The 23,011-nt window shown below is 66.7% G+C and carries 19 protein-coding genes; 6 read left to right on the top strand and 13 right to left on the bottom strand.

All coding sequences use genetic code 11. The features are described 5' to 3' along the window. Positions 1-38: 38 nt before the first annotated feature. Positions 39-944, bottom strand: coding sequence for a LysR family transcriptional regulator (locus tag ASC87_RS05735; protein ID WP_056658043.1), 906 nt, complete (start codon positions 942-944; stop codon positions 39-41). Between the two features lie 86 nt (positions 945-1,030). On the opposite strand from ASC87_RS05735, the gene ASC87_RS05730 reads away from it, so the two are divergent. Together ASC87_RS05730 and ASC87_RS05725 are read left to right on the top strand one after the other, a co-directional pair. After that, the gene (locus tag ASC87_RS05730) at positions 1,031-2,047 is read left to right on the top strand and encodes an NAD(P)-dependent alcohol dehydrogenase (protein WP_200954311.1); all 1,017 of its coding nucleotides are present in this window, start codon (positions 1,031-1,033) and stop codon (positions 2,045-2,047) included. A 45-nt stretch (positions 2,048-2,092) separates the two neighbouring features. Then, on the top strand, positions 2,093-2,398 hold the full coding sequence (locus ASC87_RS05725) for a DUF1330 domain-containing protein (RefSeq protein WP_056658040.1): 306 nt from the start codon (positions 2,093-2,095) through the stop codon (positions 2,396-2,398). 26 nt (positions 2,399-2,424) lie between these two features. Here ASC87_RS05725 and ASC87_RS05720 read toward each other — a convergent pair whose 3' ends face one another. The 10 genes from ASC87_RS05720 to ASC87_RS05675 all read right to left on the bottom strand — a co-directional run bounded on the left by ASC87_RS05720 (position 2,425) and on the right by ASC87_RS05675 (position 12,155). Beyond that, a complete protein-coding gene (locus tag ASC87_RS05720; protein WP_056658037.1) occupies positions 2,425-3,315 on the bottom strand; it encodes an amino acid ABC transporter substrate-binding protein in 891 nt (296 codons plus the stop codon). Between the two features lie 39 nt (positions 3,316-3,354). After that, positions 3,355-4,194 (bottom strand): CoA ester lyase, encoded by an 840-nt coding sequence (locus tag ASC87_RS05715; RefSeq protein WP_056658034.1) that lies wholly within the window; start codon positions 4,192-4,194, stop codon positions 3,355-3,357. Positions 4,195-4,217: 23 nt separating this feature from the next. Continuing rightward, positions 4,218-5,201, bottom strand: a complete 984-nt coding sequence (locus ASC87_RS05710) for a tripartite tricarboxylate transporter substrate-binding protein (RefSeq protein WP_056658032.1) — start codon at positions 5,199-5,201, stop codon at positions 4,218-4,220. Between the two features lie 36 nt (positions 5,202-5,237). Beyond that, a complete protein-coding gene (locus ASC87_RS05705; RefSeq protein ID WP_056658030.1) occupies positions 5,238-6,428 on the bottom strand; it encodes a CaiB/BaiF CoA-transferase family protein in 1,191 nt (396 codons plus the stop codon). 12 nt (positions 6,429-6,440) lie between these two features. After that, positions 6,441-7,601, bottom strand: a complete 1,161-nt coding sequence (locus tag ASC87_RS05700) for an acyl-CoA dehydrogenase family protein (protein WP_056658026.1) — start codon at positions 7,599-7,601, stop codon at positions 6,441-6,443. Between the two features lie 26 nt (positions 7,602-7,627). Then, positions 7,628-8,482 carry a MaoC family dehydratase N-terminal domain-containing protein gene (locus tag ASC87_RS05695; protein WP_056658023.1) on the bottom strand — a complete coding sequence of 285 codons (855 nt, stop codon included), beginning with the start codon at positions 8,480-8,482 and terminating at the stop codon, positions 7,628-7,630. Between the two features lie 10 nt (positions 8,483-8,492). Then, on the bottom strand, positions 8,493-9,971 hold the full coding sequence (locus tag ASC87_RS05690) for an aldehyde dehydrogenase (RefSeq protein ID WP_056658019.1): 1,479 nt from the start codon (positions 9,969-9,971) through the stop codon (positions 8,493-8,495). 6 nt (positions 9,972-9,977) lie between these two features. Continuing rightward, entirely contained in the window at positions 9,978-10,949 is a 972-nt protein-coding gene (locus ASC87_RS05685; protein ID WP_056658016.1) for a tripartite tricarboxylate transporter substrate binding protein, read from the bottom strand. A 79-nt stretch (positions 10,950-11,028) separates the two neighbouring features. Beyond that, positions 11,029-11,622: a thiamine pyrophosphate-dependent enzyme gene (locus ASC87_RS05680; RefSeq protein WP_056658012.1), complete on the bottom strand. Its 594-nt coding sequence runs from the start codon at positions 11,620-11,622 to the stop codon at positions 11,029-11,031. Next, the gene (locus tag ASC87_RS05675; RefSeq protein WP_056658010.1) at positions 11,622-12,155 is read right to left on the bottom strand and encodes a thiamine pyrophosphate-binding protein; all 534 of its coding nucleotides are present in this window, start codon (positions 12,153-12,155) and stop codon (positions 11,622-11,624) included. Before ASC87_RS05675 ends, ASC87_RS05680 begins: the two co-directional genes overlap by 1 nt. Positions 12,156-12,277: 122 nt before the next feature. Here ASC87_RS05675 and ASC87_RS05670 point away from each other — a divergent pair, with 122 nt between their 5' ends. Then, positions 12,278-13,210, top strand: a complete 933-nt coding sequence (locus ASC87_RS05670; RefSeq protein ID WP_056658007.1) for a LysR family transcriptional regulator — start codon at positions 12,278-12,280, stop codon at positions 13,208-13,210. 36 nt (positions 13,211-13,246) lie between these two features. On the opposite strand, the gene ASC87_RS05665 is transcribed toward ASC87_RS05670, so the two are convergent. Then, positions 13,247-14,920, bottom strand: a complete 1,674-nt coding sequence (locus ASC87_RS05665; protein WP_056658005.1) for a response regulator — start codon at positions 14,918-14,920, stop codon at positions 13,247-13,249. 318 nt (positions 14,921-15,238) lie between these two features. Between ASC87_RS05665 and ASC87_RS05660 the strand changes: the two genes are divergently transcribed. The 3 genes from ASC87_RS05660 (at position 15,239) to ASC87_RS05650 (ending at position 20,426) form a co-directional block, all read left to right on the top strand. Beyond that, complete coding sequence (locus ASC87_RS05660) at positions 15,239-16,234, top strand: LacI family DNA-binding transcriptional regulator (RefSeq protein WP_056658000.1); 996 nt, start codon at positions 15,239-15,241, stop codon at positions 16,232-16,234. A gap of 206 nt (positions 16,235-16,440) precedes the next feature. After that, complete coding sequence (locus ASC87_RS05655; protein WP_056657998.1) at positions 16,441-18,924, top strand: glycoside hydrolase family 2 protein; 2,484 nt, start codon at positions 16,441-16,443, stop codon at positions 18,922-18,924. Between the two features lie 155 nt (positions 18,925-19,079). After that, entirely contained in the window at positions 19,080-20,426 is a 1,347-nt protein-coding gene (locus ASC87_RS05650; RefSeq protein WP_056657996.1) for a cellulase family glycosylhydrolase, read from the top strand. Positions 20,427-20,513: 87 nt separating this feature from the next. Here ASC87_RS05650 and ASC87_RS05645 read toward each other — a convergent pair whose 3' ends face one another. Further along, a complete protein-coding gene (locus ASC87_RS05645; protein WP_056657993.1) occupies positions 20,514-22,994 on the bottom strand; it encodes an ATP-binding protein in 2,481 nt (826 codons plus the stop codon). Between the last annotated feature and the right edge of the window lie 17 nt (positions 22,995-23,011).

Genomic DNA, 23,011 nt, shown 5'->3' with positions numbered 1-23,011 from the left:
CCCGAGCACTGCCCCTTCATCGGCGTCAGGTCGAGTTCCTAGGCACCCATGCGCAGCACATGGCTGACAAACGCGCGCAGCTTCGGAGGCGCCAATCTCCGGCTTGGGTAATAGAGCGCCAGTCCAGGAAAACTCACGGAAAAATCACTGAGCACAACCTCCAGCGTTCCCGCATGGATATTGCGCGCGACGATCGATCTTGGAAGCCTGAAGAGGCCAACCCCGCGCTCAGCAGCGTGGACACAGGCCGCGACATCGTCGAGGACCAAAGGTCCCCGCACGGGAACAGCCTGTACGTCCGGACCCACATTGAATGCCCATTCGTCAAGCACGACGCCGGCCTGCCGGAATCTGACGCACGGGATATGCTGGATGTCACTCGGCACTGAAGGGCGGCCATAGCGTGCAAGAAGCGCAGGGGCAGCCACCACCACCTGCGGTTCTTCCGCCGTGAGCGGCACGGCCACCATGTCCGCGTGTATGAACGTCCGGGGACGCACGCCGGCGTCGCAACCTTCGGCGACGATATCCACCAAACGGTCATCCCCGACGAACTCGAGTTCAACGCTGGGGTTCTCGATCAGGAACCCAGGCACCAGCAGTTCGGTCAACATCGCCACGCTGGGCTTTGGCACGCTGATGCGCAAAAGACCCGTGGCCGAGTTGCCCAAGCTGCGGGCGGCTTCGAATCCCTGGCGCATTTGTAGGGCCGCAGGGCGCACCTGCAGCAGCAGCCTTTCTCCCGCCTCCGTCAGGCCAACGCTCCTGGTAGTACGTGCCAACAAGGCCACGCCGATGCGGTCCTCGAACAAGCGGATCGCTTGACTGACGGCGGACGGCGTGATGCCGAGGCGTCTTGCGGCAGCACGAAAACCTCGCTCCTCTGCAACAGCCAGGAACACCACCACCCCGTCCAGATCGCCTCGCCCGATTGTGTAGCTCATCTACACAGTATGAACAGGTGGAAAGGGATTCTCAAGCGCCCCCTGCCGGGCAAAGATCACTGCCTCAACTCTCTCGGGTACGCAACGTGATCGCAGCAACCAAACAATCCCGCGCTTTTCGCATCGAAAGGCTCATCGGCGTCGAAGGCCTCGCCAGTGGCCCGGCGCCCATCCCGACACCTGGACCGGGTGAAGTTCTTGTGCGCGTTCGGGCGTCCTCGCTCAACTATCGGGACTTGATCATCCTCGATGGCAACTATCAGGTTCCCATCCCAGCGGGCAGAATCCCGCTCTCGGATGGCGCCGGAGAAATCGTCGCCATTGGTGAGGGTGTGACTCGGTTCACCCAGGGCGATCGAGTCACCAATGCCTTTTTCCCGGACTGGATCGAAGGACCCTACACAGGGAAGTACTCGCAATACGCCTCTTATGAGGATGGCTGGCTGACGGACTATCGCGCGGTATCAGCCGAGGCGTTGGTCCACATTCCCGACAGCCTCGGCTTCGACGAGGCTGCCACGCTGCCATGCGCTGGTGTCACGGCCTGGTCTGCGGTCAAGGGCGTACAACCCGGGGACACGGTTCTCACCCAGGGAACCGGCGGCGTTTCGCTGTTCGCCGTCCAACTGGCAAAAGCGATGGGGGCAAGGGTGATCGCCACCACCTCCAGTGATGCGAAGGCCGAGCGGCTGAAAGCACTTGGCGCCGACGAAACCATCAACTACAGGATCCACCCCGAATGGTCGCAACAGGTGCGCGAGCTGACCGGCGGAAACGGGGCGGACCGCGTTGTGGAAGTTGGCGGGCCGGGGACGTTTGAACAGTCGGTCAAGGCCGTCGCCGTGAGCGGACAGGTCTCGATGGTGGGCGTGCTCGCAGGGCTGCAGGGGTCCGTCGAATTCATGTCGATGTTCATGAGCCAGGCGCGCTACCAGCCCATCGCGCTCGGCAGCCGGCAAGACCTTCAAGACTTGGTGCGGTTCATCACCGAACACAAGATTCGCCCTGTCATCGACAGCCGGTATGCATTCGACGATGCAAAGCTCGGGTTCGATCGATTGGTGACACGCAACATCTTCGGGAAAGTGGTCATCAATCACTGACCCAGTATCGGTCTCGACTCACCGCAACCCTTCAGGAAAAAAGCCATGACCGCTTACGTTGTCTTCATCAAAGAGAAAACGCACGACCAGCGAGAACTCGACGTCTACGCCTCGAAGATTCCAGCCTCGCTGGCGGGACTGCCAGTGACCGTTCTGTCGGCGTACCAACGACTCGAGGTGTTGGAAGGCGAAACTCCGGAAGGCGTCGTGCTGGTCTCGTTCCCGACATTCGAGCAGGCCACGGCGTGGTACCACGGCGACGCGTATCAGTCGGTGATCAAGCACCGGCACAACGGAGCCACCTACAGAGGGTTCGTCATCGACGGTGAGAGTCCGGTTCGAAGCGGTTGATCGTTCAGTCGAAGTCCACGTGCAGTTCAGATGCCTCGGCTGTTGGGGTTGCGGTAGGTGTCTCGAACGGCTGGCGACATCGGGAAGTTCAGGTTCACGTTGGCCGGAGGGACGGGTCGCTGGAACCACTTGGTGTAAAGCGCCTCGATCTCCCCACTGCGCATGATCGAGGCCAATGTCTCGTCAACGAGCGCCTTGAACTGCGGGTCGTCCTTGCGGTAGATGAAGCCGTAGGGCTCGTCACGCAGTCGCTCGTCCAGCAACCGATAGTCTGCTGGCGCGGTGGACCGGGCAATGAGCCCCGCCAGTTGCACGTCCTCCAGGATCATCGCGACGGCGCGGTCCGTCGACAACAGGAGGAAGGTGTCGGACGTGTCCTTGCCCGTGACTTCGTTGAACGCCACCTTCTCGTTGCGCCGATACGCCCGAAGCAACTGGATGGCGGTGCTGCCTGTCACGGTGGCGACCGATTTTCCGTCGAGTTGCGCGATCGTCTGGACCGGCGAGTTCCGCTTGACGGCCGCGGCAACGCTGCCGACGAAGTGCGTCGGGGCGAACTCCACCTGCTGCGCGCGAGCGGCGGTGTTCGTCGTGGTGCTGCACTCGAGATCCACGGTGCCGTTCTGCACCAGTGCGATCCGGTTGGAGGGCGTGACCATGGTGTACTGGACCTTCAGGTTCGGCAAACCGAGCTTGAGTCGAACCGCATCCACCACCTTCGCGCAAAGGTCCGCCGAAAAGCCGATCGGATCCGCTTCGGCACTCACCTTGTACGAGAACGGGAACGAGGCGTCCCGGCCGCCCAACTGGATGGTGCCGCTCTCGCGAATCTTCTGAAGTGTGTCTTTCGGCTGTGCGTGGGACACGCCAGAGGACACGGTCAGGGCCAAGGTGAGCAGAACAGTCTTGGTGATCATCGAAACTCCAGGCAGTGGACTTGAGCGGGGAACGGCGAACTAGCTGCGCACGCGCGCAAGGATCCGGCGCGCCTGCAACACCACGGGCGCATCGACCATCCGGCCGTCGACCTGGGTCGCGGCGCCTGCGGCGGCGAGGTCGGCTGCCACGACGCGCCGGGCCCAAGCCACCTCGTCGCCTGCCGGGGTGAGGGCCAGAAGCACGGGCGACACTTGCTTCGGGTGAATGCACAACTTGCCCCCGAAACCGAAGCTCACGGCGCGCCGCGTGTCCGCCGCCAGCCGGACGTCGTCGTCCAGGGCGGTGGTCACCCCGTCGATGGCTGGTGCGAGGCCCTGCACGCGGGTGGCCATCGCCACCGCGAACCGCAGTGGCGCCAACTCGCGTTCGTCGACCGAACACTGGATGCCGGTGTCCGCCATGAAGTCGATGTGCCCGACGGCCAGGCGCACCACCCCCGGCGCCGCGGCAATCTCGCGCAGCGCCACGTACCCGGCAGCGCTTTCGATGATGGGAACGATGGGCACGCCCGGCAGGTGACCGCGCACGGCCGCCAAGCCAGCGGCTGATTCCGCCTTCGGCACCATCACCCCCGCAGGCGGCCGCAACGCCGACAGCCAAGCCAGGTCAGCCTCGCTGTGCGCAGACCCTGCGGCATTGATGCGCACCAGCACGGGCACGTCAGCCGCCAGCAATGTGGTCCAGGCGGCTGCGATCGCGTCACGTGCGGCTGCCTTCTGATCGGGGGCGACGCTGTCTTCCAGGTCCACGATCACCGCGTCGGTCCCGCTGCGCAGCGCCTTGCCGAATCGCTCGGACTGCAGGCCCGGCACGAACAGCAAGGTCCTGGCATCGCTCAATGCACACTTGGTTGTCATGGCCGTCAGCGTCTTGAATGAAATCAGTCGGCGAACTGCCCGGCCGCCTTGATGATCGGCGCGTAGCGAGCGGTTTCCTGGGCGAGCCAGGTCTGCAGGCCCGCTGGGGTCTGCTTGGCGTCGGGCACGATAACCGCGCCGAGTTCGTGCATGCGCTGCGCCACGGTGGGATCCTTGAGCGCCGCCTTCAGCGCATCCCCGAACTTGGTGATCGCCTCCTTCGGCGTTCCCTTCGGGGCGTACATGCCGTGCCACACGACCATCTCGAAGCCCTTCAGGCCCTGTTCGGCCAGCGTTGGTGTGTCCGGCAGCGTCTTCAACCGGGCCGCGGTGGTGACGCCGAAGAGCTTCACCGAATTGGACTTGATGTAGGGCGTCGTGGACGTGGTCTGGTCACACAGCAGGTCAACCTGCCCGCCAAGGATCGCCGTCATGGCCGGCCCCGTGCCCTGGTAGGGCACCGTGGTGAGGTTGGCCCCCACGGCCTGGCGGAGGAGCACACCGCACAGGTGCGACACCGCGCCGAGCCCTGCATGCGCCAGGTTGACCTTGTCGCCCTGCGCCTTCAGGTAGGTGAGCAGCTCGGGAAAGTCCTTGGCAGGCAGGTCCTTCCGCCCCACCAGCGTCATCGGTACGTCGATCACCTGGCCCACGTACTCGAAATCGGTCAACGGGTTGTAGGGCAGCTTGCGGTACAGCGCCGGCGCCGTGGCCATGCCGTTGTGGTGGATCAGGAAGGTGTAGCCGTCGGGCGCTGCCCGCGCCGTATAGGACGCTGCAATCGTGCCACCCGCGCCAGAGCGGTTCTCGACCAGCACGGTCTGGTTCAACGTCTTGGTCATCGCGGCACCCAGCACGCGGGCCACGACGTCCGTGGGTCCGCCCGCGGCGAAGGGAACGACCAGCGTGATCGGCTTGGCGGGGTACGTTTCGGCGTGGACGGGAGCGGTGGCGACGAGGCCTGCCAGGGATGCCAGCGCGGCGGCATGACGGAACTGCTTGATCATGGACGGGTCCTTTCGACAGGGAGGTGGAGGTTCCGCCTAGACAGCTTTCTCTTCGCGCAACTGCGCGATCTCGCGCGCGTCCCATCCCAGTTCGGACAGGATCGCATCGGTGTGTTGGCCCAACGCCGGCACGGCGTCCATGCGCGGATCCGATTCGGCCGTGGTGCCGGGAGGCAGCAGCGCAGGCACCGCCCCACCGGGCGTCTCGACCTCCGTCCACCGCCCACGCGCCTGGAGCTGGGCGTGTTGCCAGACGTCGTGCATGTCGTTCATGCGGGCATTGGCGATCTGGGCGTCCTCGAGGCGGGCGACAACCTGTTCCACCGTGAGCGCGGAGAACGTGTCGACGATGAACGCGCGCAGCGTGTCGCGCCCGGCGACACGCCGCGAGTTCGAGCTGAAGCGTTCATCGAGCGCGAGGTCCGGACGGTCCAGCACGCGCTCGCAGAACGCAGCCCACTCGCGTTCGTTCTGAAGGCCCAGCATCACGGTCTTGCCGTCGCCCGTGGGAAACGGTCCGTACGGGTAGATGGTCGCGTGAGCCGCGCCCGCGCGCGGCGGCGGTGGCGCCCCGTCGTACGCGTAGTACATCGGGTACCCCATCCACTCGACCATGCTCTCCAGCATCGACACGTCGATGCGGCAGCCTCGGCCGGTGCGCCCGCGCTGGATGATCGCGGCCAGGATGTTCGTGTACGCATACATGCCCGCCGCGATGTCCGCGATGGAGCAACCCGCCTTCGCGGGCTCGTCCTGCGCGCCGGTGATCGAGAGGAACCCGGATTCGCTCTGGATCAACAGGTCATAGGCCTTCTTGTCCCGGTAGGGTCCCGGATGGATCCGGTCGTCGCCGTATCCCGAGATGTCGCAGACGATCAGGCCGGGGTGCCGGTCCTTGAGCGCCTCGTGGGACAGCCCGAGGCGTCCGGCCGCGCCCGGGGCGAGGTTCTGCACGAGCACATCGGCGCCGGCCACCAGCTTGTCCAGCACGCGCTTTGCCTTCGGGTGCTTGAGGTCGAGCGTCAGGCTCTCCTTCGAGCGGTTGCTCCACACGAAGTGGGAGGCCAGCCCGCGCACGCGTTCGTCGTAGCCGCGCGCGAAGTCGCCCGTGCCGGGACGTTCGACCTTGATGACACGCGCGCCGAGGTCGGCGAGCTGTCGGGTGCAGAACGGCGCCGCGACGGCGTGTTCGAGGGTGACGACGGTGATGCCTTCGAGGGGTCGCACGATGGGGCTCCTTCAGAACGAACGCGGAAGGCCCAGCAGGTGCTCGGCAACGTAGGAGAAGATCAGGTTGGTGGAGATCGGTGCCACCTGGTACAGGCGGGTCTCACGGAACTTGCGCTCGATGTCGTACTCGTTGGCGAAGCCGAAACCGCCGTGGGTCTGCATGCACACGTTGGCCGCCTCCCACGAGGCCTTCGCGGCGAGGTACTTCGCCATGTTGGCCTGCGCCCCGCACGGCTGGTTCGCATCGAACAGCTCGCACGCCTTGAAGCGCATCAGGTTGGCCGCCTCGATCTCGATGTAGGCGTCGGCGATCGGGAACTGCACCCCCTGGTTCTTGCCGATCGGGCGGTCGAACACGACCCGTTCGTTCGCATACTTCGTGGCCCGGTCGATGAACCAGTAGCCATCGCCGATGCATTCGGCCGCGATCAGCGTGCGCTCGGCGTTGAGGCCGTCGAGGATGTACTTGAAACCTCTGCCTTCTTCGCCGACCAGGTTCTCCTCGGGAATCTCGAGGTTGTCGAAGAAGAGTTCGTTGGTCTCGTGGTTCACGAGGTTGGGGATGGGCCGCACCGTCAGGCCCTTGCCGATCGCCTGGTGCAGGTCGACGATGAAGACCGACATGCCTTCGGATTTCTTCTTCACCTCCGCCAGCGGCGTGGTGCGGGCCAGGAGGATCATCAGGTCGGAGTGCTGCACCCTCGAGATCCAGACCTTCTGGCCGTTGACGACGTAGCGGCCATCCTTCTTCACCGCGGTGGTCTTGATCTTCGTGGTGTCCGTCCCCGTGGTGGGTTCTGTCACGGCCATGGACTGGATGCGCAACTTGCCGGCGGCGATGTCGGGCAGGTACTTCTGCTTCTGCGCGGCGCTGCCGTTTCGCAGCAGCGTGCCCATGTTGTACATCTGGCCGTGGACCGCGCCGGCGTTGCCGCCCGAGCGGTTGATCTCTTCCATGATCACGGAGGCCGCCGTGAGCCCGAGGCCGGTGCCACCGTACGCTTCGGGAATCATCGCGGCCAACCAGCCGGCCTGCATCAGCGCGTCGACGAACTGCTCCGGGTAGGCACGCTGCTCGTCGATCTTGCGGAAGTATTCATCGGGGAACTGGGCGCACAGGTGACGGACCGCATCGCGGATCTCCTGGTGTGCATCGGCTTCATTCATCATGGTGGAGTCCTCTTTCGGGTTCGGCGTCACGCGATGCGGGCGGTCGCGTCCATCGCAAGTGCACCGCCCAGGTGCTGCGCCCACAGGCGCACGGTGTGTCCGTCCCCTTCGAGGCGGCCGCACACCTGGAACGGGGCGGTGTCGAAGGTGGGTTTGACGGCGCGGAAGTCGAAGTGCGTGACACGTGCGCCGGGCCGCTCGCGGCGCAGCAGGTCCAGCAACAGCGTTGCGATCAACGGGCCGTGCACGACCAGGCCCGGGTAGCCCTCGACCTCGGTGACGTAGCGACGGTCGTAGTGGATGCGGTGGCCGTTGAACGTCAGCGCGGAGTACCGGAACAGCAGGACGTCGTCGGGCTCGATGGTTCGGCGCCACGCGGGCCCTGCCGGCGCGGCAAGTTCTGCCGGGACCGGATCGCCGGGTCGGGGGTTGTCGCGGTACACGATGTCGTGCACGTCGACGACCGCCAATCCGCGGGCATCGCTGACCTCGTGTCGCACCTTGACGAACACCAGTGGACCCGAGCGCCCTTCCTTGGCCGACACGTCGAGGATGCGCGAGATGCGGCGCACCTCGCTGCCGATGGCAAGCGGCCTCGGGAATTCGAGTTGGCTGCCGGCCCACATGCGACGGGGCAGCGGCACGGGGGGCAGGAAGCCGCCGCGGTGCGCGTGGCCATCCGGGCCGATCTCCGATTGACGGTGTACCGGCAGGAAGTAGAGCCAGTGCCACGCGGGCGGCAGCGCGTCACCGTTCACGGCGGCGGGGTCGTCGCGGTCGAGTGTCGCGGCCAACGCCTGCACGGGCGTGGCCGTCACGTTGTCGCGGTGGTCTTCCGTGCGGCCGATCCACTGACGCAGGTGGTCGAGGTCGAGTGTCATGGGATTCCGATCAACGGATCACGAACGGATTGCCGCTCACGGCACCGCTGTTGATCCACACGCTCTTCACCTGAAGGTATTCCTGGATGGCGTCGATGCCGTTCTCGCGTCCGAGGCCGGAGTCCTTGTAGCCACCGAAAGGGGCGAGGTAGCTGACGGCGCGGTAGGTGTTGACCCACACGGTGCCGGCCTGAAGGCGTTCGGACATGCGCAGGGCGCGCCCGATGTCGCGGGTCCAGACGGCTGCTGCCAGCCCGAAGCGCACGTCGTTGGCGATGGACAGGGCCTCCGCTTCGTCCTTGAAGCGCAGGACGGACAGCACCGGCCCGAAGACCTCTTCCTGCGCGATGCGCATGTCGTTGCGCACGTCGCCGAAGATCGTCGGCTGCACGAACCAGCCTTGCCCGCAGGCCGCGCCACTGCCGCGCTCGCCGCCCAGCAACAGCGTGGCGCCCTCCCGCTTGGCCACGTCGATGTAGTCGAGCACCTTCTCGAACTGCGGCGGCGTGGTCACCGGGCCAACCTGCGTGGCCGGGTCCATCGGGTCGCCCATGCGGGCCGTCCTGGCCACCGCGAGCAGGCGTTCGACGAAGTCGTCGTAGATGCTGTCCTGCACCAGGAGCCGTGAGCCGGCGATGCAGGTCTGCCCCGTGGCTGCAAAGATGCCCGAGATGGCGCCGAACGCCGCCTGCTCCAGGTCGGCGTCGGCGAACACGATGTTGGGCGACTTGCCGCCCAGCTCCATCGCCGTGTGCTTGAAGTGGCGCGCGGCCTGTTCGTTGATCATCCGCCCGGTCGTGTCCGATCCGGTGAAGCTGATCTTGCGCACCAACGGGTGTTCGACCAGGGGCGATCCGACCTCCCGCCCGAAGCCGGTGACGACGTTGATCACGCCGGGCGGGAAGCCCGCTTCATCGAACAGTTCGGCGAACTCGAGCGTGGACGCGGAGGTGAACTCGGACGGCTTCACGACCACGGTGCAGCCGGCGGCAAGCGCCGGTGCGATCTTCCAGCTGGCCAGCATCAGGGGCGAGTTCCATGGCGTGATGGCCGCGACGACACCCAGCGGCTCCTTGCGCGTGAACGCGAAGTAGCCCTTCTTGTCGAGCGGGAGGGTCGTGCCCTGCACCTTGTCGGCGAGGCCGCCGTAGTAGCGGTACCACTGCGGGATGTAGGCGAGCTGGGCGGACATCTCCGCCAGCAGCTTGCCGTTGTCGCGCACTTCGGTTGCCGCGAGCCTCGAAGCGTCGCGTTCGACCAGGTCGGCGAGGCGGTGCAACAGCAGACCGCGCTGGCTCGCGGACATCTCCGCCCACGCACCCTCGGTGAACGCGCGGTGCGCGGCCTGCACCGCGCGGTCCACGTCGCGTGCGTCAGCGCGCGGAATCTGCGCCCACGCCTGGCCGGTGAAGGGGTTCTGGGTGTCGAACCACGTGCCGCCCGACGGGTCGACCGACTCACCGGCGATTCGCAATGCATAGCGTTTCATCTCGCTTCACTCCACCTTTGCGCCGCTGAGCTTCACCAGATCGCGGTAGCGATCGATCTCCTGCTTCCAGAAGGCGGCGAATTCCGCAGGCGAGGACGTCTTCGGCTCCGCGCCCATGTCATGCAGGCGCTTGACGACGTCGGGCCTCTGCAGCGCGGCCGTCACCGCCTTGTTGAGCTTGTCGACCACAGCTGCGGGCGTTCCCTTCGGTGCCGCCAGGCCGAACCACGTGCTGAGCTGCACGCCGGGCAGGCCGAGTTCGGCGAAGGTGGGAACATCCGGCACGGCTTGCAGCCGGCGCTCCGACGTCACCGCGAGGCCGCGCACCTTCCCGCCGAGGATCTGCGGAACGGCACCGTTGTCGAACATGAAGTCGAGGCGCCCGCCGATGAGGTCGATCGTTGCAGGCGAGTTGCCCTTGTAGGGAACGTGTTGCAGGTCGATCCTGGCGACCGACTTGAATAACTCGGCGCTCAGGTGCCCCGAGTTGCCGTTGCCGCCCGACCCGAAGGTGAGCTTGCCCGGGGCGGCCTTGGCCGCCGCGATGATGTCCATCGGGGACTTGTACGGGGACGTGGCCGCGACGACGAGGATGCTGGGCGACAGGGCGATGGGCGCAACGGGCACGAAGTCGTCGACCGCCTGGAAACCCTGCTTCGTGAACAGCGCCGGTCCAGCCGCGTTGGTGGTGCTCGTGGCCAGCAGCAAGGTGTAGCCATCGGCCGGCGACCTCACGAATTGCTGGGTGCCGATGTTGCCGGAGGCACCGGCCGCGTTTTCGACATAGACGGACTGGCCAAGGCTTGTGGTGAGCGACGCGGCGACCAGGCGTCCGATGGCGTCAGCCGAGCCGCCTGGCGGCCACGTGACGATCAGCTTGACCGGCTTGCCGGGATAGGCCTGTGCGAGGGCCTGCAGCGGCAGGGCCGCGACGGCCACCAGCGCGCCCAGGGCTCCGCTGACGATGGCATGTCTCATCGTGTCGTCTCCTCGATAGTCAGCGCGCCCGTCTGTGTCGCTGCACCGCTGGCGGGCGCCCCCGCGGTGCAGTCGTGGTTCAGAAGGGTGCGAACCCGAGTGCCGCCCGGAACCGGTTCTTGATGTAGGTGCCATCGCGCGGAGGCAGGGCACGGGGTGGTTCGTTGGCCTGGATCGCGACGCGCACGAACGTGGTGGCGCGGCGCGATGCGGCGTGTTCCACCACGTCGTTGCAGCGCTCGAGGCCGTCGATGCCGAAGGCGTTGGCGATGCCGAACCCCTTGGCCACGGCGACCAGGTCCGTCCCAAGACTCGTGTGGCTGCGCTGCATGCCGGTCTCTCCGAAATGCCCGTTGTCGAGCACGACGATGGTCAGGTTGCGCGGCTGTTTCGCCGCGATGCTGCCGAGGCTGCCGATGCCCATCAACTGCTCGCCGTCGCCGGTGATGCAGACGACCGTCTTCTCCGGCTGGGCGAGTGCCAGGCCCAGGGCCAGTGGCGCGGCGCCGCCCATCGCGCCCCAGAGGTAGTAGTTGCCCGGTCGGTCGCCGGCCGCGAAGACATCGTAGGAGGCAGAGCCAAGGCCCGTGACCACCAGCGCTTCGGGCAGCTTGCCCAGCAGGGTCGAAACGAACTCGCGGCGGTCAGCCCGTCGGTTGGCGGTGTTGCTCATCACTTGCGCTCCCACTTCTTGCGGCCGATCAGGTTCTGGCCGAGCAGCACGGCGACCCGGTCGCCGGCCTCGAAGGCGGCGTCGAAGCCTGCCTGGACGATCTCTCCCACCGTGTCCGGGTCCGACGCACGCATCACGGTGATGCCCATGAGTTCCAGCGCGCCTTGTGTCGCCCGGCCCATCGGCCCTTGCCACGGATTGAAGTCGGCGTACTCGCCGCGCATCGTCACGAGCGTGAAGAACGGGAAGTTGGCGCTCTGCAGCAGGGAGAACATGTTCACGCAGTTCCCCACGCCGCTGCTCTGCATGAGCAGCACGGCGCGGTCGCCGCCGAGCCAGGCGCCGCTGACCACCGCGACGCCTTCCTCCTCGGTCGTCAGCACGACGTCCTGGATGTCGGGGTCCGCGATCGCGCTGCGGATGACGTGGGAGTGCCCCGCGTCGGGTACGTAGGCGATCTGCCGGACGTTGCCTTCCTTGAGGACTTTGAAGATGTCCTGCTGCCAGGCAGGGGTCGATGCGGTGTGGTCCATGGCAATCCAGTCGGCAACGGCTTGGAAGTGGCGATGTAGAAATCATAGAATTTGATCGCCGACAAGCACAAATAGAGATTGCTGATACCACCATCACAACTTGTCATCGAAGGATCACCCCGATGGACTTCAAGCAATTGCGCGCCTTCATCACGGTCGCCGATACCGGCAACGTGACCCGTGCGGCCGAGCTCCTCAACCTCGTCCAGCCCGCGGTCTCCCGCCAGTTGAGGTTGCTCGAGGAAGACATCGGCACCGCGCTGTTCGAACGCGAGCGGCACGGCATGGTGCTCACGGATGCGGGCAAGGCCCTGCTCGTCTACGCTCGACGCGCGATGCTCGAACTCGATCGCGCCCGCGCGGAGATCGGCGGCGCGGTCGACGGCATCGGCGGCCTGGTCACCGTCGGCCTGCTGCCGAGCACGGCCGACATCGTGTCCAGCGCGCTCGTCAGTGCGGTCGCGGCCAGCTACCCCGGCATCCGCATGCGCATCGCGATGGGCTACGCGGGAACGCTTCAGCAGTGGCTGGAGACGGGCGAGATCGACGCGGCGTTGCTCTATGGGGTCGAGCGGTCAGCCAGCATCCTGTCGAAACCCCTGCTCGAGGAGGACCTGTGGATCGTGGGACCGGCCGCCGCGAAGCTTCGTCGCCAGAAGCCCGTTTCGCTGGCGTCGCTCGTCGGCAAGCCGTTGATCCTGCCGAGCGGCCCTCATGGCATTCGGACGCTGGTGGATCACGCCTGCGCAGTGTCCGGCGTCGAACTCACGGTGATGGCCGAGACCAACGCCATGAGCATCCAGAAGAGCCTGGTTCTGGGTGGACACGGGTTGACGGTTCTCCCCCCCATCGCATTCGCGGACGAATTGGCGCGCGGGCTGGTTTCCGCGGCGCCGTTGTCCGGCCCGAAGATCACGCGGACCATCGTGCTGGCGTTGCCTGCCAACCGGGCGGTGGGCTCCCATGTGCAACGCACCGTCGAATTGCTGGTCGAGTGCGCGCGGCACGCCGTGGTGCGGGGCGCGTGGCTCGAGGCGCGCTGGCTGGGAGATTGAAGCGAGCGTGCGTGATGTGCGGCAGATCGCCTCCACTCAACCGTTGACGCCGGTCAGCGCGGCGGCTTCGACCTGTTGGCCGCCCGGCCGCCCCACCGCCGGAATCGTGCGGGGATCGGTGGCACGGCTGAGTTGCACCTGGGTGCCATACCCGCGGTAGCGCTTGTGCAGTTCCTGCACGGCGGCCAGCAACCTTTCCCGGTCGGGGATGTGTGCGCCGTGGCGTTCGATCGTGTGCAACGCGAGGTCGATCAACTTGGCATTGAGCGTCTGCTGTGCGCCGGTCAGCAGCGCTTCGCACGCGGCCTGCGGTTCGCCGTTGACCGTCTTCGACACGGCGTCTTCCGCCAAGGCGGCGATGCCGGCATACGCGTCACGCACGATCTTCTCGAATGGCGCCTGGCCGCGTGACGCGCGCACCAGCAGTTCGCACGTGGTCTTCGACACCGAGAACCGCTTGGCGGCCAGCTCGACATGGTGCGGCAGGTCGTCCATCCGCAACTCGCTCTTCTGGAGGCGCGCGAGCAGCGCGAAGAGGTTGCAAGCGGCCTCGAACTCGAAGCTCGGTGCGGTGATCTCTTCCAGCAGGGTGCGGGTCTCGTTCACCGCCTCCGGCACACGGCGGTCGACCAGCGCCTTCAGCACCGAGATGACACATTCGAACCGGCGCAGCCGGGCGCTCTCCGGCCGGGGCGCACGGGCCGCGGCCATGCTGCTCAGGGATCCCGCGAGTCCCCGTTTGTCCCCCAGGTCGAACTGCACCGCGGCGAGCAAGACCAGCCCCTGAAGGTCATAGATGCGGGAGTTGAGGCCGAGCCGCGCGCCCTTGGCGAGCACGTCCGCCGCTTCCTTCGGATCGCCGTAGTAGAAGGCCAGCAGGCCGTGCTTGACGATGCGTGAGACGCTGCCCGGCGTCAACGCGGTGGCCTGGCGCAACGCATCCAGGGCCAACTCGGGCGCCCCCTGGTCCAGCAGCACCCGCCCCATCACGTCGTAGGCGTCGGCGTAGGCGGGCTGTTCGTTGAGGAGGCTTTCGAGCGTGCGGCGCGCCTGCACATGGCCGCCGGCGTCGTACTGGGCCCGGGCCACGCCCAGGCGAGCCCATGGCACGGCGCCAACCTTCAGGATCGCGTCGAACATCAGCTGGGCAGCGTGAGGCTTGCCCATGTTGAGCCACAGTTCGGCACCGATGCGCGCCGCCTGCACCCACGCCGGGCCCCGTGTCTTGAACCGAACTTCGCAGAGTTCCGCCGCCTCCACGTACTTCTCGGTCTCCACGGCCACGATGATGTCGCGAAGCACCTTCTTGCGCTGGCGGGCCTGGACGATCCGTTCGCGCAGCGCGTCCTGCGTGTGGGGCTTGATCAGGTAGACGTCGAGCGCGGCCTCGGCCGCTTCCGCCACCTTCGCATAACTCCGTTCGCTCGAGATCATGACGACCACGGTCGAGAGGGGCAGGAGGTGGGCCAGCCGGAGGTCGTCCATGATGTCCTGCCCGCTCACCGGCTCGCCTTCGAAGTGGTACTCACACACGACGATGTCGAATCGCTGCGTTTCCAGCACTCGGCGGGCTTCCTGGGCGCGGCGCGCCTGCAGCACGTTGGCGACACCGAACTCCTTCAGCATCGTCACGAGCACACCCCGCGAGGCCGCGTTCGCGTCCACCACCAGTGCCGTCGCTGTCTGTATTTCCGCGTCCAGGATGTGCATGAGCCGGTATTCCTCTTCAGGCGTGCGCGTGGGCGCGAGACACCGCCAACGATGCGGGTGCGAAGCGGCGAAAACAATAGGCCCCCGCCTCGACGGTGTGCATGACATTTCCCTACAACCGCGCCTGCATCGGACGGTGGCGTCACCGGTTCAGCAGCGCAACCGTTCCTTGTCTTCGCCGATGGCGATGCCTGATCGATTTCCGATCGCTGAGCCACCCCAGCTTGTTTAGTGAGGCGCTATCCTGTGGGGTCGGGCCATGCCCGCAGGGATCGGTCCCGGACCTTCGTCCTTCGCCCAACTTGGAGTGCTTCCGCATTGAGCTCGTCCTCTCCCGTCACCCTGCGTGCACTGGCCGCAGCCGCAGGCGTGTCCGTCGGCACGGTATCCAGGGCATTGAAGAACCAACCCGGGCTCTCCGAGCAAACCCGTGGGGAGATCCTCCGCAAGGCCGATGAACTGGGCTATGACGTGTTGCGCCTGCGGGCGGGCAAGCCCAAGCGGGTGCTGTTCCTGCTGAACCGCTGCCACGCATCCCTCCGCGAGAACCCGTTCTACTCGGTGGTTCTTCACGGCGTCGAAGAGGTCTGTCGCGAGGAGAGCGTGTCGCTCGGCCTGCTCTCGGTCGGTGCCGGCGACCCGATCGCCGCATGGATCAAGCGCCAGGACCCGGAAGCGCTGGTCGCCGCAGGGTTCTTCGACGCCCAGACGATCGCCGAGTTTCGCGCCACCGAATTGCCGTTGGTGCTCGTGGACCATGCTTCGCCGGGCTTGTTCTGCGTCAACGACGACAACTTCCGCGGCGCCTGGCTCGCGACAACCCACCTCCTCCAGCAAGGGCGGCAGCGGATCGCGATGATCTCCGGCCCCGAGGCACACCACTCGGTGCGCCTGCGCGCCCGCGGCTACCGCAAGGCCTTGTTCGACGCGGGCCGGCCGGCCGACCCTGACCTGGAGATCGTGCTCGACCCGTCCGTGGACTACGCCACGGCCGCGGCCAAGGCCATGCAGCGCCTCCTCGACATGCCTCAGCGGCCCGACGCCGTATTCGCCTACAACGACGAAACCGCCATCCACGCGATGGCACATTGCCAGTCTCGTGGTCTCGACATCCCCGCGGACATGGCCTTCGTCGGGTACGACGACATCGCGTCGGCGGCGCACTGCCGCCCGAGCTTGAGCACCATCCGCGTCGACAAGGAAGCGCTGGGCCGCACCGCGGTGCGGCGCCTGCTCCAAGGTGAACCCGGCCAGGGCGAGCTCCTGCTGCCCGTCGATCTGATCGAGCGAGAGAGCTCTCGGTCCACGGCCTGAGAACCTGGGCGTGACGGTCGCGCGCCCCGGCGCGGCACGGGTGCGTCCCAAGGCCTGGCCGAAAATGTTTAGTAATCACCAGCCCTAGGGCCTTTCACCCAAGGACAGTAGCGTAGTTGCCCCTATGCCAGGCAAGTTTGCCAACAATACACTGTTTAGCATCTTGTTTAGTCAGCCACTCGGCTCACACTTGCGTAGGAAAGAACGTGAACCGCGCCACCCACACGCGAAAGCTCCACACCGGCTGGGTGCACCGCGCCGGCCTGCCGGGCCGATCCGCACGAGAAAACCTGGCCGAGGGCGACAACTGGCAGCCGGCCACCGTGCCGGGCACCGTGTACCAGGACCTGATCGCGCAGCAGGTCATCCCCGACCCCCACCTCGGCACGCACGAAGACGAGGTGCAATGGGTGGCCGACAAGGATTGGTGCTACCGGCTGGATTTCGAGGCGTCTCGCGAGGACCTGTCGGACCACGCGGACCTCGTGCTCGAGGGACTGGACACCTTCGCCTGCGTGTTCCTCAATGGCGAACTCATCCTCGAGTCCACGAACATGTTCGTGCCGGCACGCATCGACGTGCGCGGGCGGTTGAAAGAGGGAAACAACCGCCTGGGCATCCAGTTCGATTCGGCACTGCGCCGTGGGCGCGACATGGAGATCGCCCATGGCCGGCGGCACCTCTGGAACGGTGACACGAGCCGCCTTCATGTGCGCAAGGCGCAGTACCACTACGGATGGGATTGGGGCCCCGTCCTGATGACCGCCGGGCCCTGGCGCCCGATCAGCATCGAAACCTACGATGTCCGCTTCAACGAGATCGACAGCCCCGTTCACCTGAACCGCGATCTCACCCACGCGCGTGTCGACGTTCGCGTTCAACTGTCCGGCGACGTTGCGGCCGGTCTCGGCCTGCGGTGCACGCTGCGCGATCCAGAGGGAAAGATCGTGGCCGAGGCACAGGACCTCGCCGCCTCCGGCGCCGGGGTGTCGCTGCACATCGAACGGCCCGCGCTGTGGTGGCCCGTAGGCCATGGTGAGCAGCCGCTCTACACCCTCGACATCGAGTTGCGGCACGACGCCCGCGTCGTGGACCACCGCACGCGCCGGCTGGGCATGAGAACCGTCCGCCTGGTGCAGGAACCCGTCGCCGGCGAACGGGGCCAGTCCTTCTGCTTCGAGGTCAACGGTCGGGAGATGTTCATCGGCGGAGCCAACTGGATCCCGGACGACAACCTGCTCAACCGCATCACACCGGCGCGTTACCGCGAGAGGGTGCACCAGGCGGCCGCCTGCAACATGGCCATGTTGCGGGTCTGGGGCGGCGGCATCTACGAAGACGAGGCCTTCTACGATGCGTGCGACGAACTGGGCGTGCTGGTCTGGCAGGACTTCCTCTTTGCCTGTGGCATCTACCCGGCACACGACACCTTCCTCCGCAGCGTCAAGGCGGAAGCCAGCGCGGCCGTTCGCCGGCTGCGGCACCGCGCGAGCCTGGCGATCTGGTGCGGCAACAACGAGGACTACGCGATCGCGGAGTCGATCGGCCTGCACGGCAAAGGCAAGGACAGCGCACGCTTCGACGCACGCGCCATCTACGAACGGCTGTTGCCCGGCATCTGCGCCCGCCTGGACCCGCAGCGGCCGTATTGGCCGGGCAGCCCTTACAGCCCCAGCGCCACCGACACCCTCAATTCGGACGACCCCTCTGTCGGCGACCGGCACACGTGGGAGGTGTGGCACGGCACGATGCTGCCCTACCAGCAGTACCACACGGTCCAGGGGCGCTTCGTCAGCGAGTTCGGCATGCAGTCCCACCCGTCGATCGGCCTGCTCGAACGGACCGTGCCCGAGAACGAACGCTTTCCGCTGAGCCGGACGATGTCCGCCCACAACAAGGCCGGCTCGGGCAAACCCGACGGCCACAGGAGGCTGGCCGTGTACGTGGCCGACACGCTCAACGCGGGCCCCACCCTGGCAGACGCGGTGTATGCCACGCAGTTCGTGCAGGCCGAGGCCATGCGCTACGCGTACCAGGACTTCCGGCACCGCTGGCAGACCCCTGGACGCCGCGCCGTCGGTGGCGCCCTGGTCTGGCAACTCAACGACTGCTGGCCGGGAACGAGTTGGGCCGTCATCGACGCCGCCGGGACCGTCAAGCCCGCGTGGCACGCCATCCGGCGCGCGCTGGCACCGGTGACCGTGGCCGTTCGCGTGATCGACAACGAGGCCCGCGGCTGGATCGCGAACTCGGGCCCGGAAGCGCCCTGCTCGGTTCGCCTGAAGACCTACCCGCTGGCCGGCGGTGTCGGGCACGAGGCGGTCCATGAACTGTCGGCGATGGGCAACGCCAGCACCGACTTCGTGCTCCCGATCCCGGCTGGCGAACCGGCCGTCGCCGAGGTCAGCCTCTGGGTGCACGGACGCTGTGTCGCGAAGGACTGGGCGTGGCCGGAGCCTTATCGTTTCCATCCCCTGGGACCGTGCGGACTGCGCGCGGTCCGCACGTCCGGCGGCCTGCTCCTCAGTACGGATCGCCCGGCCAAGGGCGTGTGGCTCGACGCCGAGGGTGTCGAGTTCTCGGACAACTTCATGGACCTGATGCCCGGCAACCCGATGGCCGTGACGCTGTCGCGCAGCGGCAGGCCCATCCGGGCCGTCGCCCTGGACCAGCCCGCGGTGGAAGTTTGACGACGACGCCCGCGAGGCCACGCCTGGGCGGGCTTCACCGGGCCAGAGACCCCATCCGCCGTTTCATTGCGAATGGGCGGCGCCGATCCCTTGCCTGGCGGGTACGGCGATTTCCATGCGGCCAGGCATGTCGACAACACCGAGGAGACGCATTCATGTACACCAAGAAGAGCCCGACACGCGGATCTTGTTCCGGACACCTGGTCCAGTTGCTGATGACCTTCATCCTGGCGCTGTGGGTCAGCGCCGTCCATGCCGAGATGAAGATCGTCGCCGGTGTGCTGCAGGAAGCAGACGGCACGCCGTTCGTCATGCGTGGCGTCAACGTCGCCCATGCCTGGTACCGGGACAAGACGGCCCAGTCGCTCACCGACATCTCGGCCCGCGGCGCCAACACTGCGCGCATCGTGCTGGCCAACGGGGTCAAGTGGACCCAGACCGATGAGCGCGAAGTCAAGACGCTCATCGAGCAATGCAAGGCGGCCAAGTTGATCGCCGTGCTCGAGGTACACGACACGACGGGCTATGGCGAGCAAGCGGGCATGGCCACGCTGGACCAGGCGGCGAACTACTGGGTCGGCATCAAGAACGCCCTCATCGGCCAGGAGGACTACGTCATCGTCAACCTGGGCAACGAGCCCGTGGGAAACGGTCAACCGTCTTCCGTCTGGATCGAGGGCCACAAGAATGCGATTGCCAAGCTGCGCGCCGCCGGCATCCGCAACACCTTGATGGTCGACGCACCGAGCTGGGGGCAGGACTGGGAGGGGGTCATGCGCACCCATGCGGCCTCCGTGTTCGCGGCCGACCCGCTGCGGAACACGGTGTTCTCCGTGCACATGTACGCCGTGTACCCGACGGACAGCGAGGTCAACAGCTACCTCTCGACGTTCATCTCGGCCAAGCTGCCCCTGGTCGTGGGCGAGTTCGGCGACACGTTCCAGGGCCAGGCGGTGGCTGCCAGCGCCATCATGAGCCGCGCCCGTCAGTACGGCATCGGCTACCTGGGATGGTCATGGTCAGGCAACAGCGGCGCCGACACCGCCCTCGACCTGGCCATCAATTTCAACGGCAACAGCCTCTCCACATGGGGCCAACTTCTTTTCAACGACACCAACGGCATCGCGGCCACCGCCCAGCGAGCCACCATCTTCGGCGGTAGCACCACGACACCCGCCGCCTGCACCTTGACGCTCGACACGAGCGGCGACTGGGGCACGAGCCAGGTGCTGCGCCTGACCATCGCGAACACGGGCACGGCGCCTATCAATGGCTGGACCGTGAGTTTCAACGAGAGCCACGATTTCAGCATCCAAAGCAGCTGGAGCGCCACCTTCGCGCAGTCCGGCCGCTCGGTGACCGTGACCCCTGCCGAGTGGACCCGCACCATCCAGGCCGGCAGCAGCGTGGAAGCGGGAATGCAGATCTCCTACGCCGGAGGCCGCCCGGTGCCCGGCAACGTGGTTGTTGGTGGCGCGCCGTGCGGCGTGGTGATCCGCTGAAGGCGAGATCCCTGGCGGGCCGGTGGACATGCTGGTTCATCGGCCCGCCACGGGTGCCCGACAAATGCCGTCCACTGAAACACTGAACTAGCGACGCCGATCGATTTCGACCACGGCAGTGCCTGAAGGGCGGACCCAGCGCGCGAGTGTCGCGAACAGTTGCTCGAGCTTGATCGGCTTGGCGATGTGGTCATTCATGCCCGCCTCGAGCGCCTTGTCGCGGTCTCCGACCATCGCGTTGGCGGTCAGCGCGATGACCGGCAGCGCTTGAAGCTCGGGCCGCAGGCGCAGCGCCCGGGTCGCGGCGTAGCCGTCCATGACCGGCATCAGGCAGTCCATCAGCACGGCATCGAAACGCTGCTGCTCCAGCATGTCGAGTGCCTCCCGGCCGTCGCAGGCGACACTCACGACGACGCCGGAACTGCCCAGGATGGCCAACGCGACTTCCCGGTTGATGGCGTTGTCCTCGACGAGCAGAACGCGCGCACCGCTCACGACGGCCTGATGGTCGAGCAAGGTCTCCTCGTCGCTCGCGGCAGACGCCGGATGGGGCGCCGCCACGCCCATCTTTCGGTGCGCACCCTCGCAGCCGAGCGGTGTATCACTGGCAGGCAGCGCTTGAACCCGTGCCTGCGGTACCGGCGCCTGGATCTCGAACGCGAAGACGCTGCCCTGGCCTTCCCGGCTGTGGACCTGGATGTCCCCGCCCATCAGGTGCACCAACTGCCGGCTGATGGCCAGGCCGAGTCCGGCGCCTCCTTCGCGCCGTTGTTGCTCGGCCACCTGCGCGAACGGCTGGAACAGTCGCGCCAGCTGCGCCTCGTTCATCCCGATGCCCTTGTCCTCGACCTCGAAGCGCAACCCGCCCACGGTGCTGCCCGCCACCGGCTGCACCACCCGTGCGCGCAGTGTCACCTGGCCCGCGTCACTGAACCTGATCGCATTCGACAGCAGGTTGAACAGCACCTGGCGCAGTCGCTTCTCGTCGACGAAGACCGCCAAGGGCAGATCGGGTGCCGCCTCGTAGACAAAACTCAGCCCCTTCTCCTCCGCCTTGACGCGGATGATGTCGCACACCACCTGCAGGAATGCCGACAGGTCGACCTCGACCGGGTTCAGCTCGAGCCTGGCCTCGTCGATGCGGGCCAGATCGAGGATGTCGTTGATGAGCATGAGGAGGTGCTGCCCACTTTCCTCGATGAGCTTCAGCCCCCTGGCCTGCCGCTCGGTCAGCGGCTCGTCGCGCCGCAGGATCTGCGCGAAGCCGAGAATGCCGTTGAGCGGCGTGCGCAGTTCGTGGCTGATGTTCGCCAGGAAGGCGGCCTGTGTCGCTCGGGCAGACTCGGCAGCGTCGCGTGCCTCGATGAGATGCTGCTCGGCTTCCCTGCGCAGGGTCGCGTCGCGGATCACGAGAACGACCAGGCCACCGGTGCCCGAGGTCACCGGGTTGAGCGACACCTCGACCGGAATGGTCCGCCCGTCGCAGCTGCGCGCCAACGCGTCGCGCGCAAGGCCGGGCACGGCAGCGGGGTTCCAATCGAAGTCGGCCAACAACGCGTCCCCGGGTTGATCGGCCGCCTGCGCATTGGACATGCCGAACATGCGCTCCGCCGCGCGGTTCAACTGCAGCACTCGGCCGCCCTGCAGCACGACGATGCTGTCCGCGGTGTTGTCGATGATCGCGGTCAGCCGTTGTTGCTCGGCCTCGAGCAGCGCGCGGGTCGTCGCCAACTGGCGGCGGTCGAACAGGAAACGTTCGACTGCGCGCGCCATCGCGCCGATTTCGTCGTCGCCGTGCACGGCAACATGCAGTTGTGAATCGGAGTGGTCATCGACGGCGAGCAGGCTGCGGCTGATTCGCCGCAGCCGCGAAATGACGTGTTGGCCGAGAAAGACGCGCGCGATGAGCCAGGCGGTCACCAGGCTGAAGGCCAGCCAGGCGACGACCCAGTACGCGCTCGTGCGCGAGGCGTCGACGACGCGCAGGACGGCGGCCTGATGGGTGCGTGCGAGCCGGTCCGATTGCTCGCGCGCCGACTGCGCCAATGCCTGCGCGTGAAGCCGCATCTCCTCGCGGTAGCCCTTCAGCGCGGTGGCCGGCGGCGCATCCACGGTCCCGGGCGGTGCCGCGGCATCGCGCAGCTGTGCAAGGACGTGGGCCGAGTTCCGGAACAGCTGGCTGGACTGGTGCAAATCGAGCACAGCCACGTCCTCGCTGACCGCGAGCCGTGCGGTGAGTTGATCGAGCGCATCGAGTTCGCCCAGGATCTGCGCGTAGGCCTGGCGGGCAACGACCCGGGAATCGGCTGCCACCATGCGTTCGGCCAGCAGTTGGATCTGCAAGGTGCGTTGCTGCAGGTCCTGGGTGTTCTGCACGCGCTCGAGCTGCTCCTCGGAGAATTGGCGCGCCGCGTTGCCGGTTGCGATCAGGGCCAGGAAAGCCGTCGCTCCACCGGCGACGATGAGCAGGCCCATGGCAGACAGCGCGACCGCGAACTGCGCGCGCAGTGACTGCGGCGTGAGCCGCTCCAGCAGGGAGGCCTTGCGCAGCGGGGAGAGGATTCGCATGGGAAGGAAGCGTTGCA

Origin of the sequence: Rhizobacter sp. Root1221, assembly GCF_001425785.1 — a bacterium.
Classification (GTDB): domain Bacteria; phylum Pseudomonadota; class Gammaproteobacteria; order Burkholderiales; family Burkholderiaceae_C; genus Rhizobacter.
The sequence above is the reverse complement of the archived record's forward strand: the minus strand, read 5'-3'. Positions and strand labels throughout refer to the sequence as shown.